Origin of the sequence: Nonomuraea sp. B5E05, assembly GCF_039880665.1 — a bacterium.
In the GTDB taxonomy this organism is placed as follows: domain Bacteria; phylum Actinomycetota; class Actinomycetes; order Streptosporangiales; family Streptosporangiaceae; genus Nonomuraea.
Window position 1 is genome coordinate 69,527 of record NZ_JBDPMJ010000032.1, and the last position, 14,664, is coordinate 84,190.

The window sequence follows — 14,664 nt, forward strand, 5'->3', positions numbered from 1 at the left end:
ATGGGGTCTCCACTGGTCACGCTGGGACTTCTCCTGCTGCTGGTGGCGACCATGATCACCATCGGCACCGCGCTCACCGGGCAAGGCTTGACCGCCATGCTGCGCCGCCCGCGCGCGCTGGTGGCGGCCATGGCGGTGAACGTCGTGGTGGTGCCGGCCGCCGCGGTGGCGGTGGTGCACGGCCTGGCTCTGGACGGGCCGATCGCCTACGGGATCGTGCTGGCCGCCGCCGCGGCCCTCGTCAGCCTCATCGTGCCGGCCTACGGCCTGGTGATGTACGCCGTCTCCGGCCTGGCCCTGACACCGCTGCGCAGAACCGCTCGACTTGGAAAGGACTTCGCCCGATGAACACCGCTTTGCCCGTGGCCGTCATCGGCGCCGGCCCCGTGGGCCTGGCCGCCGCGGCTCACCTGGATGAACGTGGCCTGCCCTTCGTCGTCCTGGAAGCCGGGCCCGTCGCCGGTTCCTCGGTGCGCCAGTGGGGACATGTGCGCATGTTCAGCCCATGGCGCTACAACACCGACGCCGCCGCGGTGCGCCTGCTGCGCGCCTCCGGCTGGACGCCGCCCGGCCCCGAGACGCTGCCCACCGGCGAGGACCTCGTCTCCGCCTACCTCGAGCCGCTGGCCGGCCACCCCTCGATCGCTCCGCACGTCCGCTACGGGGCGCGCGTGGCGGCGATCAGCCGCGTACACGTCGACCGGCTCCGTACGGCGGGCCGCGAGAACGCTCCGTTCGTCATACGGCTGGCCGACGACAGCGAGATCCGCGCGCGGGCGGTGATCGACGCCTCCGGCACCTGGGCAACACCGAACGTGCTCGGCGCCAACGGGCTGCCCGCCCACGGCGAGCGCCAGGCGGCCGACTGGATCTGCCACGCCCTGCCCGACGTGCTCGGCGCCGACCGTGACCGCTTCGCCGGCCGCCACACGATCGTGGCCGGCGCCGGGCACTCGGCCGCCACCACGCTCCTCACGCTCGCCGACCTGGCCGAGCAGGCGCCAGGCACCCGCATCACCTGGGCCATCCGCGCCGACGCGCCGGACCGCGCCTACGGCGGCGGCGAAGCGGACGCCCTGCCCGCCCGCGGCTCCCTCGGCTCGGGCCTGCGCCTGCTCATCGACAAGGGCCTGGTCGACCTGGCGGCGGGCTTCAAGGTCAACGCCGTCCGCGTCCTGACCGACGGCACCGTCGAACTCCGCTCCCGACAGCCCGCAGGCTCCGATCGCACCCTCAAGGCCGATCACGTCGTGGCCGCCACCGGCTACCGGCCGGACCACTCCATCGCCGCCGAACTGCGGCTCGACCTCGACCCCATCCTCGGCACCACCCGCCTGCTCGCCCCGCTGATCGACCCCAACGACCACTCCTGCGGCACCGTACGCCCCCACGGCGTGGACGAGCTGGCCCACCCCGAGCCCGGCTACTACGCCATCGGGATGAAGAGCTACGGCCGCGCCCCCACCTTCCTGCTGGCCACCGGTTATGAGCAGGCCCGCTCCGTCATCGCCGCGCTCGACGGCGACTGGGCAGCGGCGCGAGAGGTCCAGCTCGACCTGCCCGAGACCGGCGTCTGCTCGATCACCCTGGCCGTGCGCGCCATCACCGACGACTTCGGCCTGCCGCCCGACACTCCCGCCAAGCTCATGGCCGCCACCACCCGCCACCTCACCCAGCACACCAACCCCGCCGACGCGGTCATGGCCGCAGCCCACGAACTGGGCGTCGAACCGGCCGCCGCCCTCAAACTCGCCGCCCTGGCCGGATAACACCGCCCACCCCCCACAACGCTCGGCCGCCGCTCAGCCCATCGTCAGGGCTGGGCGGGCCGCCCCGCGTTCCACGGCTCAACCGGCGTGCATGAGGTGAGGAGCATCTCGATGCGAACTGCCTTCTCCACCGGCTCCACTCGACCTGCCATCCTGTCCGGCGCTCCCCCATCGAGGCGGGTGACCGCGCGGGTTCAGGCCGGCCACCCGCGGCGGCGCTCGGTACATGCGCAGCCACGATCCGCAAACAGCTCAGGCGACCCCGTGAACCTGCATGATTCCGCAGGTCAAACGCGCCGGCATGCGGCATGGCGACAACGTCGGCTTGAACCGAGCCGGTGGATCGGCCGGGTCCGCTCGGCGATCAGCAGCAGTGCTGGAGATAGGCCTGCAGGTTGGACAGGGCAGAGGCGACGGTCTCCTTGTCGGCCCGGTACAGAACGACCTTGCCTTCCTTGCGGGAGGTGAGGATGCCGCCCCTTTTCAGCTCAGCGAGTTGCTCGGAGGCCCGGGGCTGACCGATTCCGGCGAGCTGGGACACCTGGTTCACCGACAGCTCCGCGCCCCGGGCGAACAGCAGCATGATGCGCTGCCGGGTCGGGCTGGCCAGCGCCTTGAGGAAGCCGTGCACGGCAGGGCTGAGCTCGACCGGCTCTTCCTGTGCGTCGGGCGCTGTTGTGTCGGACGCTGTTGTGTCGGGCGCTGCGCAGGCATGCCTATCGGCGTCCGGACCGGCGGTCGTGGTCGAGGTTTGCGGCATGGGTCCCCCCTTCCCGGGACATTCAATCAGCATATCTGCATTTTGACATATCTCTAATCACAGATATATATTCCCGGGCATGACCACACCAACCGATCCAGTCGTCATCGTCGGAGCCGGGCAGTCCGGCCTGGCCGCAGCGCGTGCCGTGCGTGATGCGGGTATGCGGCCCCTCGTCCTGGAGGCCGGCGATCGCCCCTCGGGTTCCTGGCCGGGCTACTACGACAGCCTCACGTTGTTCTCTCCCGCCCGCTACAGCGCGATGCCCGGCTTCCCCTTCCCGGGCGATCCCGATCGCTATCCGACGCGTGACGAGGTCGCCGACTACCTGGAGAGCTACGCCGCCCAACTCGACGTGGAGATCCGCACCGGGACACGAGTCAGCGGCGTGGAATCCCATGGCCGGGGGTTCGTCGTCCGGACCGCCGACGGTCAGGCCATCCCCGCCGCCGGGATCGTTGCCGCCAGCGGCTCCTTCGGCACGCCGTACCGGCCCGTCCTGCCAGGCCAGGAGGACTTCACCGGAGAGATCCTGCATGTGGCGCAGTACTGCGACCCCAAGCGGTACGCCGGCCAGAGAGTCGTCGTCGTAGGAGGCGGCAACTCGGGCGTCCAGGTGGCCTACGAGCTGGCCGAGGTCGCTTCGGTGACCATCGCGACCCTGCAGCCGATCTCCTTCATGCAGCAGCGGATCGGCGGCCAGGATCTGCACCACTGGCTCGAGACCAGCGGCTTCGACCTGCTGTCCGGCTCATGGCTCGGGCACCTCCTGCCCGGCCCGCTCGTGCTCGACACCGGCGACTACCACGACGCCTTGGAATCGGGCCGGTTCGACCGGCAGCCGATGTTCACCGCATTCGACGGCGACGGGGTCGTCTGGCCGGATGGGAGGCGGGAGAAGGTCGACGTAGCCCTGTTCGCCACCGGCTACCGGCCCGATCTCGGCTACCTGCGCTCACTGGGAGCTCTGGACGCCGCAGGGTTGCCCGCACACGTCCACGGGATCTCCACCACCCACGTCGGGCTGGTCTACCTGGGGCTGGAGTTCCAGCGCTCGTTCTCCTCCAACACCGTGCGCGGGGTGAGCCGCGACGCCGACTACGTCGCCGGTCAGCTTGCCGCCTATATCCGCGATGCGGCCGGCTCCATCGGACTCTGATGGAAGGTATGCGATGTGTGCTCTGTCGACCGTCCTGTCCAACAGGCCGGGCAGGTCTTCGCAGAGCCGGCCTGCTGCCCCTGGCGGCATTCATCGAGCGCGCCCGCGCTCTCGCCGGAGGCCCGCCGAATCCTGGCCCCCGGCCGGCCGCCACCTCGCACGTTGCGGCCTTGCCGCGTTGAGACATGAGCCGGTCGCATGACGGGTGTGCAGCGTGGACTGCGACGCGCCCTGATCGCGCTGTGCGTCACCCAGATCACCGGATGGGGCGTGCTGTACTACGCCTTCCCGGTGATGGTGAGTACGGTGAGCGCCGACACCGGCTGGTCGGCCGCCGCCTCGATGGGCGCCTTCTCCCTCGGCGCCGTCGTGTCAGCCGTGGCCGGGATAGTCGTCGGGCGGCTCATCGACGTCCGCGGGCCCCGGCAGGTCATGACGGCCGGATCGGTGGTGGGCGTCGTATCCGTACTGGCGATCGCGGCGGCTCCGAGCCTGCCGGCCTTCTACGCCGCCTGGGCGCTGTCGGGCGTGGCCCAGGCCGCGGTGCTCTACCCTCCGGCGTTCGCGGCGCTGACCTCGTGGTACGGCCCGCACCGGTTGCGGGCACTGACCACGCTGACCCTGGTGGGGGGTCTGGCCAGCACGGTGTTCGCCCCGTTGACGGCGTACCTGCTGGACTTCATGAGCTGGCGGGGTGTCTTCCTGCTGCTCGCCGTGATTCTGGGAGCCGTCACCATTCCGCTGCACGCGCTGGCGCTGACGCCGCCTTGGCCCGGGGCGAGCCGCGTCGCGCACCGGCAGGACCCCCACCCGGCGACCGTCGTACGCAGCCGTGCCTTCATCATGCTCACCGTGGCCATGTCGGCGGCCGCGCTGGGCATGTTCGCGGCCACGGTCAACCTCGTGCCACTCCTGACGTGGCGGGGGATGGACACCCATCTGGCCGCCGTCGCCCTCGGTCTGTGCGGCGCGGGACAACTGCTCGGGAGGCTGGGCTACGGGGCTCTGTCAGCCCGGGTCGAGTCACGGCCGCGTACGGTCGGACTGCTCGCCGCCGCTGCCGTGTCCGTGCTCGCGCTCGGGCTTCTTCCCGGCCCCACGGCGCTGCTGATCGTGGTCTCAGTGCTGGCGGGGGCGATCCGCGGACTGTTCACCCTTCTGCAGGCCACTGCGGTGGCCGACAGGTGGGGCACCCGGGCGTTCGGCCGCATCAACGGTGTGTTCACCGCACCCGTCACGGCTGCGACCGCGCTGGCGCCGGGGGCGGGAGCGTTGCTGACCGAGGTGATGGGCGGTTACGTCGCCTCCTATGGTGTCCTCGCCGGCCTCGTGCTGCTCGGAACGCTGGCTGCGGGCATGGCCGGGACCGGCCGCCTTCCGGCCGCCGGCTCCGACATCGAGCGAAGCTGCGCCAGTTGATCCTCGGAGAACGTCTGGGTCGATATCGACCGCCCCACACACCGCCACCGGTCTCAGGGACCGTACGAACCATGGCGGAAGCGATCAACGAAACGGAACAACGAGGTCCTCGAGCACGGCACGGAACTGCAGCAGATCGCCCACCAGACAGCCGACCCACGCGGCCGGCGGGCTGGGTCAGGTGTTCTGCTCGTGCCAGCGGTTCAACAGGGCGGGGAGTTCGCCGAGCAGGAATGCGTAGAAGGCGCGCATCTGGGTCAGCCGCTGATGGGCGGGATCGCCGGTTTCGGTGGCGGCGATCCCGGCGGCTGCGGCCTGGAGCATGGCCTGGATGACGGTGTTCTGGCTGGTGAACAGGGTGGCCCAGGCGTCGTCGCGGAGCCGGTAGTGCTCGCGGCGGCTGCCCGGCGCGGGCAGGCGTTCGATCAGGCCGACCGTCAGCAGGGATTTGATCGCGCCGGAGACCGAGCCCGCGCTGGCCTCCAACCGGTCGGCGATCTCGCCGGCAGTGACGCTCTCCTGGTCGGTGAACAGGAAGACCGCCAGAGTGCGCGCGGACATGCGTTGCAGCCCGCCTTCGACCAGGGTCAGGGCCAGCCGTTCGGCCGCCTGCCACTGCTCATGCCTGTCGTTCACGTATGCCTCCTTGCGCAAGCAGGATAGCGAATGAACCGAGACTTCAGAAATTTCTGAAAAGTCGGTATAGTTTCTCGTGTCGGCCTCTCGCGAGAGGTTCGGTGGTGTGCCGGGAAGCCTGGTCGGCGATGTGACATCCAGTTCCACGTCGATAGGGAGTTGACCGGCTATGACCCTGCTCAGCCGTTTGTACGGCGTGCGGCCCGCCTTGCGTCACCGGGTGCGCGTGCGGCGAAACGTGGAGATCCCGGCCGCCGACGGTGTGCGGCTGCTGGCCACGCACTACTACCCGGCGGGCCAGCACTGCCCGCCGCTGGTGCTGCTGCGCAGCCCGTACGGCCGCGGCAACGTCCTGGACCGGCTTCCCGCGCTGCTGGCCGAGCGCGGCTACCAGGTGCTGTACCAGAGCGTGCGCGGCACGGCCGGATCCGGTGGCCGCTTCGACGGCTTCGTCATCGACCCGGCCGACGGCGACGGCACCCTGAGCTGGCTGCGTGCCCAGCCGTGGTTCGGCGGCGAGCTGGCCACCTGGGGAGCCAGCTATCTCGGCCTGGTGCAGTGGGAGTTGGCCGCCCGCGACATCCCGGAGTGGAAGATCGCGCTGATTCAGGACGCGCCATCGTCGTTCGCCGAAGGCTTCATGTACCCCGGCGGGGCTTTCGCAACGGGCAACGCGCTGGGCTGGGTGCAGCTGGTGGAGCGGATGTTCACCGGCGGCTACGGCATCACCCGCCAGATGGCCGGCCTGGTCGGCGCCGCCCGGCGGCTGTCGCGCGCCACGCTCACCCTTCCCCTGCAGGAGGCTGACCAGGTGCTGACAGGGCACCCCGTGCCCTGGTTTCGGGACTGGGTGCGGCACGGTCCCGGTGAGGAGTACTGGGCGAGCACCGACCACCGGGCCAACGCCGAGCGCATGCCGCCAGTGGTGCATGTGCAGGGCGGCTGGCACGACTTCTTCCTACCAGGGATGCTGGCCGACTACGCCGCCCTGGTCGCGGCCGGGCGCCAGGTGCGGCTGCTGGTCGGCCCTTGGAGCCACGGGCGCGGCCTCTACACCCGCCAAGGGCTGAACGACGCACTGGCCTCGCTGGACACCGTGCTGCTCGGGCGGCAGGCGCCGACCGGTGTACGGCTGTTCGCCACCGGGGCGGGCCGTTGGATCGACGTGCCCGCGTGGCCGCCCGCGCACGAGCCGACCCCATGGTTCCTGCGTCCGGGAGGCGGCCTCAGCCGTACCCCGCACGACGGCCAGAGCCCTCCCAGCCGCTACCGCTACGACCCCGCCGACCCGACCCCCACCGTCGGTGGCACTCAGGTGGGCTTGTCGGCCGGGGCGCGGGACAACCGCGCCGTCGAGGCCAGAGCCGACGTGCTGACCTTCACCACCGCGCCCCTGCCCGGCGACGTCGAGGCGGTCGGCCCGGTACGCGTGCGGCTGCACGCGCGCTCTGCCAACCCGCACGTCGACTACTTCGCCCGCCTGTGCGACGTGGACGCGCGCGGCCGGTCGATCAACGTGTGCGACGGGATCGTGCGCCTGCGCGACCCGGGCGACATCCGCACGGTCGAGATCGCATTGTGGCCGATGGCCCACAGGTTCAAGCGTGGCCACCGCATCCGGCTGCAGGTCTCCAGCGGCGCCCACCCGCGCTTCGGCCGAAACCCCGGCACCGGCGAGCCGCTCGCGACCGGGACGGGCCTGCGCGCGTCCGAGCACGAGATCTTCCACGACCACCATCACCTGTCAGCCCTTTGGCTGCCCCTCACCCCAGGAGCGTCATGAAACTGCTCGTTCTCGGCGGCACCCACCACGTGGGCCGCGCCGTCGTAGAGACCGCGCTGGAGCGCGGCGACGATGTGAGCACGCTCAACCGCGGCCTCAGCCGCGCCCCCACGCCCGGTGTGCGGCCGCTGATCGCCGACCGCACCGACCCCGAGGCGGTCCGGCGGGCGCTGGACGGCCACGAATGGGACGCGGTCATCGACACCTGGGCCTGGGCGCCCCGCGTGGTGCGCGACACCGCCCGCCTGCTGTCCGGCAGGGCCGGGCACTACGGCTACGTCTCCAGCCGCGGCGTGCACCGCTGGCCCTGGCCCGCGGGCGCCGACGAGCAGGCGCCCCTGGTCGACGGCGACCCCGGCAGCACCGACGACGCGGATTACGCCGCGGCCAAGCGCGGCGGCGAACTCGCCGTCCTGGAGTACTTCCCCGAGGCGGCGTTGCTGGCCAGAGCCGGGATGATTCTCGGCCCGTACGAGGATGTCGGCCGCATCCCGTGGTGGCTGCGCCGCCTGAGCAAGGGTGGCAGGGTCCTGGCACCCGCCCCTGCCCACACGCCCCTGCAATACATCGATGTCCGGGACCTGGCCACCTGGCTGCTGCGCTCGGCCGAACGCGGCCTGAGCGGAGCCTTCACCACGACCGGCCCACCGGGCGCGATCACCCTCGGCGACCTGCTCACCACGGCCCTTGAGGTCACCGGTTGCGACACCGAACTGGTGTGGGCCGAGCCGGAGCTGCTCCTGCGTCACGACCTGCCGCTCGGCATGGAGTTCGGGCTGCGGCTGCCCGACGGCAGCGCGCCAAGCGGCATGCACGACGCCGACGTCAGCGCCGCCCTGGCCGAAGGCCTCACCACCCGCCCGCTGCGCGAGACCCTCGCCGACACCTGGATTTGGCTGCAGTCCGAAGGCGACCCGGCACCCCGCGCGGACGCCCCCTCCCCGGACACCTGGCTGGACGCCGCCGCCGAACAGCGGCTACTCGACCACCTCTCACGCTAAGGAAGCACACCCTTTCATGCGCGCCATCATCATCGGAGCCGGCATCGCCGGCCTGGCCACGGCCCTGCGTCTGCACCAGATCGGCTGGGAGACCCTCATCGTTGAACGCGCCCCAGAACGGCGCGGCGGCGGCTACGCCGTCGCCTTCGGCGGCATCGGCTACGACGCCGCCGAACGCATGGGCATCCTGCCCGACCTGCTCAAAAAGGGCTTCATCACCGACGAACTCGTCTACCACAAGCCGAACGGCGAACGCCGCTTCTCCCTCGACCGCGCCACCATCACCGCCACCACCGGCCCCCGCTCGATCACCATCCTGCGCGGCGACCTCGAAGCCGTCCTGTACGAGAAGGTCCGCGACCACACCGAGATCCGCTTCGGCGCCACCCTCACCACCGTCGACCAGGACGAGCACACCGTACGCGTGACCTTGACCGACGGCACCACGCAGGAGGGCGATCTGCTGATCGGCGCCGACGGCCTGCATTCGGCCACCCGCGCCCTGCTGTTCGGCCCGGAAGAGGACTTCCTGCTCGACCTGGAGCACAAAGTCGCCGTCTACATGCTCGACAAGCGCCCTGCCACCATCGCCACCGGCGCGACCGGCACCCTGTCATCCCGCGGCCGCACCGTCGCGGTCATCAGCATCCCCGACGGGCGCAACGTCGCCTTCTTCGGCTACCGCACAAGCCACGCCCACCCGGGCGAGGACGTGACCACCGAACTGCAGCGCGTCTATGGCGACCTCGGCTGGATCATCCCCGAAGCCCTGGCCGGACTTCAGCGGGCCGAATCGGTCTATTTCGACACCATCAGCCAGGTCGTCGCAGCATCCTGGAGCAAAGGCCGGGTGATGCTGCTCGGCGACGCCGCCTGGTGCGTCACCCTCTTCGCCGGATACGGCTCGTCCCTGGCCGTCGGCGGCGCCGACCGCCTCGGCACGGAACTGGCCGCCCACCCCGGCGACGTCCCCGCCGCGCTGGCCGCGTGGGAGGCGGCCATCCGACCCGAAGCCGAGCGCAAGCAGAAACTCGGCCGCCGCGTCAAAGGCGTCTACGCTCCCACCAGCCCCCTCCTGCTGTGGTTGAGCTTGCTACCTCTGCGGCTGGCCTCCCTGCCGCCGGTTCGCCGCTACATAATCCGCCGCTTCACCTAGGGCTGAGCCGGCTGCTCGCCTGGCCGATCACGCGCCGTTCTGAGTGATCAGCATGTACAGCACCCACGCGAGGAGCACCGTCTGGACGAGGAGTTCACGCCAGGCCAGCACCGGGCTGGCCTGGATGGCGTACGACATGCTCTTGATGGGCGAGGTCGGCGGCGAGGGAGCTTTGTCCGGTTCAAGCGGCCGGTTGAACCGGTGGAAGAACAACTGGGTCAGCGTCAAGCCGACCATCAGACCCGTGGTGAAGCTCAGGTGTTCCAGCCCAACCGCCGCCTGCAGCGCCACCAGCACCACCATGAACGCCAGCAGCACATCGTCGAAGATCTTGATGGAACGGCCGTTGCCGCTGTACATGGCGGCGATCCGCTTGATTCGGACCTTATAGGGCACCGCGAACATGTTGGCGAACTTGACCAGGGCCTGCAGCGTGTACAGGCCGAGCAGGATCTTCAGGGCGATGACCATCTTTCACTCCTTCGCGAGCCAGTTGTGCAGTGTCGTTGGGTCGACCAGCGTCACCGAGCCGACGGGCACGCCGAGCACTCGCTCGATCGCGTCCGTGTACGCGGCCACGGCGTGTTCGATCTCGACGGCCGTCGTGCGGTCGGTGAGAAACAGCTCGCCGAGTGTGTCGTTGAGGTCCTGGATGAGGGCGACCAGCACGCGGCCGGTCTGATCGGGGTGGCGTACGGAGAAGGCGCCCTCGTCCATCCCGGAGCGGACGATCGCGGACAGCAGCGGCGCCATGTGATCGGCCAGCCGGGGACGCATCTTCTGGCGGACCACGGCGTTGTCGTCGCAGTACCACACCGTCAGTAGCGCCATGAGGGCGTCTCTGCGCGCCAGCTTCCACCCGGCCAGCGCGGAGAGGAAGCGCTGGAGCTGTTGCACCGCCGTGAGACCGGGTTCTTCCAACGCTGTGGACAGGTGGGCGCGCAACTGGGCCGCGGCCCTCTCGATCAGGGCCTCCAGCAGCGCCGGTTTGGAATCGAAGTAGTGGTAGAAGGCGCCCTGCGACACGCCCGCCCGCTCCGCCAGTTCCTGCACGCTCATCTGCGCGTAACCCTTGGTCTCGATGAGGTGCTGTGCGGCGTCGAGGAACGCGTCCCTCCTTGCTGCGTACGCCGTCGCGTTGACCGTCCGTGCCACTCTCAACTCCTATTAATAAAGCGAGGCTCGCTTTATTAATACACCAGCCCACAAGTGGAGCACAACGCCCGCATCCAGAGCCCTTCGACGAGCCTGTTGATCGTTCATTAGTTTTAGTTCATACTGAAATATCTGTAATGAAAGGGGAGGGGGCAAGTGAGCGATCAAGAGTCGTTGCTGGAGTGGGTCGAACGTGTGGCGATGTACCTGGCGCGTGACGGGGTACCGCCGATCGCCGGGCGGGTGCTGGGCTGGCTGATGGTCTGTGACCCGCCGGAGCAGTCGGCCGGGCAGATCAGCGAGGCGATCGGCGCGAGCCGAGCCTCGCTGACCTCCAACCTGCGCCTGCTGTCCGGTATGGGCTTTCTCACCTGGCGCACCCGGCCGGGAGAGCGGACCGTCTATTACCGGATGGCCACCGACGCCTGGCAGGTAGTCGTCCGCAAGCAGATCGCCGGCATCTCTTCATTCCTCGACATCACCCGGGAGGGCCTGGACCTGGTGGGTCCGGGCGAAGAGCGGGGGGCGCGCATCCTGCAAGCGCACGCCGCCTTCGCGTGGATGGCCGAGGTTTTCGACAACGCCCCGCCCCTGCACACCGGCATCGAGGAGGAGATCCCGTGACCAGACAGGCTGTCGTGGTCGGCGGCGGCATCGGCGGCTTGGCCACAGCCGTCGCGCTGCAGCGCATCGGCTGGCGGGCCACCGTACTTGAGCGAGCCGCCGAGGTGCGCGAGATCGGCGCAGGTATGTCCCAGGCCCCGAATGCGATGCGGGCGCTGGAGGCGCTCGGCCTGGGAGAGCAGGCCCGATCGGCCGGGGTGCCCACCTATTCGGCCGGCAACCTGCGTCTGCCCGACGGGCGCTACCTGCAACAGGCCCGTCCCGGCGACCCGACCCCCCTGGTCGCTTTCCATCGTGCGGACCTGCATCGAATCCTGCTGCAGGCGCTGCCCACGACCTGGGTGCGCACGAACGCCGAGGTCACCGGCGTCCGGCAAGCCGAGCAGCAGGTGACGGTCACCTGGACTGGCGGCCAGGCCACCGCCGATCTGCTGATCGGCGCGGACGGCATCCGCAGCACCGTGCGCCGGCTGCTATGGCCGGACGCGCCGGCTCCGCGCTTCTTGGAGCGCACCGCCTGGCTCGGCATCACCGACGCCGAAGGGCTCCCCGGCAGCATCACCATGGGTGCCGGCGGCTACTTCCTGATTCATCCGATCAGCCGCGGTCGGGCCTACTGGGCCTACGTCACCACCGCCGGCCGGCCGGCCATCCGCTACGAGACGGAGAAGATCGAGGTTGCCCGCCGAGTCGCAACCTGGCACGATCCGATCCCTTCGCTGATCGCGGCAACGCCGGACGAGGCGGTGATCCATATCGATATCTGCGACCTGGACCCGTTGCCGGCCTACGTCCGCGGCCGGGTGGCGCTGCTCGGCGATGCCGCGCACGCCATGAGCCCCGACCGCGGCCAGGGTGCCGGGCAGTCCCTGGAGGACACCGTCGTGCTCGGCGCAGCGCTCGCGGGTGAGTCCACGATCGAGGCCGCGCTACGTCGCTACGACACCGAGCGCCGCCCGCGTACCCAAGCCACCGCGCGGGGCGCGCGCGCCGACGGGCGCCGCACCACCTCCCGCGCCCTCCACCGGGCTCTGGTCACCATGATCCGGTTGACGCCCACCCCCCTTTGGCGCAGGGGCATCGCGGACGACGGCAACCCCACCTGGCGCTGGCGTCCGCCCCACCTGCCGTCCCCGACCACGCCTCACTGAGCCACGGGCGGGTGCGGGGCGTGAACCAGTCCTCTGACCCCAAGCCCGGATGAGAGGACTGGTTCCGCCGTAGCTTTGCGGCTGTGGCGCACGGTCATCGCCGGACTCGACACCCCAGCCGCTCCCGTGCGGCGGAGCGGCGCTGATCCTGCGTGCGCTGAGAGGTCGCGGCCATCTGGTGGACGCCCGGCGGCGCTGTTACTGTCGTGCTGGAGCGCCGGGAAGTCTGGTCGGCAACGTCATATCGGACCGGCTTCGCGGAGGCTCTCTTGACGAACAGCCCGGCCATCATTGTCAGCGGCTTGACCAAGCATTTCGGCAAGGTTCGTGCCCTGGACGGACTCGACCTCACGGTACGAACCGGTGAGGTCCACGGCTTTCTCGGTCCGAACGGTGCGGGCAAGACCACCACCCTGCGCATTCTGCTCGGCCTGCTGCGGGCCGAATCGGGGCACGCCGAGTTACTCGGAGGCCAGCCGTGGCGAGACGCGGTCGAGCTGCATCGGCGGCTGGCGTACGTGCCCGGCGACGTCGTGCTGTGGCCAACGCTGTCGGGCGGGGAGGCCATCGATCTGCTCGGCCGGTTACGCGGTGGGATCGACCGGCAGCGCAAGGCGGCGCTGCTGGAACGCTTCGACCTCGACCCCACCAAGAAGGGACGCGCCTACTCCAAGGGCAACCGCCAGAAGGTGGCCCTGATCGCCGCATTGGCCTCGGATGTCGAGCTGCTGCTGCTCGACGAGCCGACCTCGGGCCTGGATCCGCTGATGGAGGCGGCGTTCAGGGAGGTCATCGCCGAGGAACGGCGCGCCGGCCGTACGGTGCTGCTGTCCAGCCACATGCTGTCGGAGGTTGAGGCGCTTTGTGACCAGGTCACGATCATCCGCGACGGGCGGACAGTGGAGACCGGAACCCTGGCCGGGCTGCGCCACCTCACTCGCACCACGATCAGCGCCGAACTCGACCACCTCCCCGACGGCCTGCCCAGTCTGGACGGAGTTCATGGCCTGACCGTCGACGGCTGCCACGTTCGTTTCCAGATCGACGGTGAGCATCTTCAGGCGGTGCTGCGCCTGCTCACCGACTCCGGCGTGCGCGCGCTGACCTGTCAGCCGGCCACGTTGGAGGAGCTCTTCCTGCGCCACTACCAAGTCGCGGCATGACCGGCACCCTGACGATGGTGTGGCTGGCGCTGCGCCGCGACCGCCTTCTGCTGCCCGTCTGGGTCGTCGTGGTCGCCGGCGTGATCACGGTCAGCGCCGCGGCCATCGCCGACCTGTATCCGCAAGCCGGCCAGCGTATCGCGCTGGGCGTGACCATCGGTTCGGCGCCGGCGTTGCAGGCGCTGACCGGGCCGGTGTTCGACGCGACCTCGGTCGGCGGGCTGACCGCGTGGCGGGCCACCACCATGTCCGCGGCGCTGGCGGCGTTGATGAGCATAGTGGTGGTGACTCGGCACACGCGGGCGGAGGAGGAGACCGGCCGGGCCGAGCTTGTCGGTGCCTGCCGGGTGGGCCGTCACGCATTGTCGGCTGCGGCGGTGCTCGTGGCCACGGGCGCGAACGTGCTCATCGCTCTGCTGATCACGCTGGGCCTGGCCGGGCAGGGGCTGCCCGTGGCGGGCGCTACAGCCTTCGGCGCGGCCGTGGGCGGCACGGGGTGGGTGTTCACTGGTGTTGCCCTGCTCGCCGCCCAGCTCACCACTCATGCGCGAACCACCAACGCCCTCGCCGCCGCAGCGCTCGGCCTGGCCTTTCTCCTGCGCGCGCTCGGCGACGCTGCCAAGGTGGAAGCGCTCGCGTGGCTGTCCCCGCTGGGCTGGGCGCAGCGGGTGCGGGCGTTCGCCGGCGAGCGCTGGTGGGTACTCGTCTTGTTCCTCGTCACCGGGCTGGCGCTGGTTGCCGCGGCGGCGCTGCTTGCCAGGTGTAGGGCGACGCTGAAGATGGGCATGTAGGCGGCGTTCGTGGTGTCTATGTGGACGACATGAACGACCCCGCCAGGCGATGGCCTGACGGGGTCTGGTGCTCATGGTGTCGTGGTGGTGCTCAGTC

General features: G+C 70.2%; 15 protein-coding genes. 11 read left to right on the top strand and 4 right to left on the bottom strand.

The genetic code is table 11. The features are described from left to right. Together ABGB01_RS39185 and ABGB01_RS39190 are read left to right on the top strand one after the other, a co-directional pair. On the top strand, positions 1–348 hold the full coding sequence (locus ABGB01_RS39185; protein WP_347778794.1) for a hypothetical protein: 348 nt from the start codon (positions 1–3) through the stop codon (positions 346–348). Further along, a complete protein-coding gene (locus ABGB01_RS39190; protein WP_347778796.1) occupies positions 345–1,769 on the top strand; it encodes an FAD-dependent oxidoreductase in 1,425 nt (474 codons plus the stop codon). The genes ABGB01_RS39185 and ABGB01_RS39190 overlap by 4 nt, the downstream gene beginning before the upstream one ends. Before the next feature lie 364 nt (positions 1,770–2,133). On the opposite strand, the gene ABGB01_RS39195 is transcribed toward ABGB01_RS39190, so the two are convergent. Next, positions 2,134–2,529 (bottom strand): metalloregulator ArsR/SmtB family transcription factor, encoded by a 396-nt coding sequence (locus ABGB01_RS39195; protein WP_347778798.1) that lies wholly within the window; start codon positions 2,527–2,529, stop codon positions 2,134–2,136. A gap of 79 nt (positions 2,530–2,608) precedes the next feature. On the opposite strand from ABGB01_RS39195, the gene ABGB01_RS39200 reads away from it, so the two are divergent. Then, positions 2,609–3,688, top strand: a complete 1,080-nt coding sequence (locus tag ABGB01_RS39200; protein WP_347778800.1) for an NAD(P)/FAD-dependent oxidoreductase — start codon at positions 2,609–2,611, stop codon at positions 3,686–3,688. A 198-nt stretch (positions 3,689–3,886) separates the two neighbouring features. Then, entirely contained in the window at positions 3,887–5,107 is a 1,221-nt protein-coding gene (locus ABGB01_RS39205) for an MFS transporter (RefSeq protein WP_347778801.1), read from the top strand. Between the two features lie 177 nt (positions 5,108–5,284). Here the strand turns inward: ABGB01_RS39205 and ABGB01_RS39210 are convergent, their stop codons facing one another. After that, positions 5,285–5,743 (bottom strand): helix-turn-helix domain-containing protein, encoded by a 459-nt coding sequence (locus ABGB01_RS39210; protein ID WP_347778802.1) that lies wholly within the window; start codon positions 5,741–5,743, stop codon positions 5,285–5,287. Between the two features lie 169 nt (positions 5,744–5,912). Between ABGB01_RS39210 and ABGB01_RS39215 the strand changes: the two genes are divergently transcribed. From ABGB01_RS39215 to ABGB01_RS39225, 3 genes are read left to right on the top strand one after another with little or no spacing between them, the layout of a single operon-like run. After that, entirely contained in the window at positions 5,913–7,526 is a 1,614-nt protein-coding gene (locus ABGB01_RS39215; RefSeq protein WP_347778804.1) for a CocE/NonD family hydrolase, read from the top strand. Next, positions 7,523–8,527: an NAD-dependent epimerase/dehydratase family protein gene (locus tag ABGB01_RS39220; protein WP_347778805.1), complete on the top strand. Its 1,005-nt coding sequence runs from the start codon at positions 7,523–7,525 to the stop codon at positions 8,525–8,527. The genes ABGB01_RS39215 and ABGB01_RS39220 overlap by 4 nt, the downstream gene beginning before the upstream one ends. 16 nt (positions 8,528–8,543) lie before the next feature. Continuing rightward, the gene (locus ABGB01_RS39225) at positions 8,544–9,683 is read left to right on the top strand and encodes an FAD-dependent monooxygenase (RefSeq protein WP_347778806.1); all 1,140 of its coding nucleotides are present in this window, start codon (positions 8,544–8,546) and stop codon (positions 9,681–9,683) included. Positions 9,684–9,710: 27 nt separating this feature from the next. Here the strand turns inward: ABGB01_RS39225 and ABGB01_RS39230 are convergent, their stop codons facing one another. Together ABGB01_RS39230 and ABGB01_RS39235 are read right to left on the bottom strand one after the other, a co-directional pair. After that, positions 9,711–10,154, bottom strand: coding sequence for a hypothetical protein (locus ABGB01_RS39230; protein ID WP_347778808.1), 444 nt, complete (start codon positions 10,152–10,154; stop codon positions 9,711–9,713). Between the two features lie 3 nt (positions 10,155–10,157). Then, positions 10,158–10,838, bottom strand: coding sequence for a TetR/AcrR family transcriptional regulator (locus tag ABGB01_RS39235; protein ID WP_347778810.1), 681 nt, complete (start codon positions 10,836–10,838; stop codon positions 10,158–10,160). Positions 10,839–10,994: 156 nt separating this feature from the next. On the opposite strand from ABGB01_RS39235, the gene ABGB01_RS39240 reads away from it, so the two are divergent. The 4 genes from ABGB01_RS39240 (at position 10,995) to ABGB01_RS39255 (ending at position 14,567) form a co-directional block, all read left to right on the top strand. After that, positions 10,995–11,462 (top strand): transcriptional regulator, encoded by a 468-nt coding sequence (locus tag ABGB01_RS39240; RefSeq protein WP_347778812.1) that lies wholly within the window; start codon positions 10,995–10,997, stop codon positions 11,460–11,462. After that, a complete protein-coding gene (locus ABGB01_RS39245) occupies positions 11,459–12,613 on the top strand; it encodes an FAD-dependent monooxygenase (protein ID WP_347778813.1) in 1,155 nt (384 codons plus the stop codon). Before ABGB01_RS39240 ends, ABGB01_RS39245 begins: the two co-directional genes overlap by 4 nt. A gap of 269 nt (positions 12,614–12,882) precedes the next feature. After that, positions 12,883–13,776: an ABC transporter ATP-binding protein gene (locus ABGB01_RS39250; protein ID WP_347778819.1), complete on the top strand. Its 894-nt coding sequence runs from the start codon at positions 12,883–12,885 to the stop codon at positions 13,774–13,776. After that, a complete protein-coding gene (locus ABGB01_RS39255; RefSeq protein ID WP_347778814.1) occupies positions 13,773–14,567 on the top strand; it encodes a hypothetical protein in 795 nt (264 codons plus the stop codon). The genes ABGB01_RS39250 and ABGB01_RS39255 overlap by 4 nt, the downstream gene beginning before the upstream one ends. The last annotated feature ends 97 nt before the right edge of the window (positions 14,568–14,664 follow it).

What these genes read in the sequence shown, in the direction of transcription:
- ABGB01_RS39185 (WP_347778794.1), top strand. Translation starts at nt 1, where the DNA reads ATGGGGTCTCCACTGGTCACGCTGGGACTTCTCCTGCTGCTGGTGGCG.
- ABGB01_RS39190 (WP_347778796.1), top strand. Translation starts at nt 345, where the DNA reads ATGAACACCGCTTTGCCCGTGGCCGTCATCGGCGCCGGCCCCGTGGGC.
- ABGB01_RS39195 (WP_347778798.1), bottom strand. Translation starts at nt 2,529, where the DNA reads ATGCCGCAAACCTCGACCACGACCGCCGGTCCGGACGCCGATAGGCAT.
- ABGB01_RS39200 (WP_347778800.1), top strand. Translation starts at nt 2,609, where the DNA reads ATGACCACACCAACCGATCCAGTCGTCATCGTCGGAGCCGGGCAGTCC.
- ABGB01_RS39205 (WP_347778801.1), top strand. Translation starts at nt 3,887, where the DNA reads ATGACGGGTGTGCAGCGTGGACTGCGACGCGCCCTGATCGCGCTGTGC.
- ABGB01_RS39215 (WP_347778804.1), top strand. Translation starts at nt 5,913, where the DNA reads ATGACCCTGCTCAGCCGTTTGTACGGCGTGCGGCCCGCCTTGCGTCAC.
- ABGB01_RS39220 (WP_347778805.1), top strand. Translation starts at nt 7,523, where the DNA reads ATGAAACTGCTCGTTCTCGGCGGCACCCACCACGTGGGCCGCGCCGTC.
- ABGB01_RS39225 (WP_347778806.1), top strand. Translation starts at nt 8,544, where the DNA reads ATGCGCGCCATCATCATCGGAGCCGGCATCGCCGGCCTGGCCACGGCC.
- ABGB01_RS39230 (WP_347778808.1), bottom strand. Translation starts at nt 10,154, where the DNA reads ATGGTCATCGCCCTGAAGATCCTGCTCGGCCTGTACACGCTGCAGGCC.
- ABGB01_RS39255 (WP_347778814.1), top strand. Translation starts at nt 13,773, where the DNA reads ATGACCGGCACCCTGACGATGGTGTGGCTGGCGCTGCGCCGCGACCGC.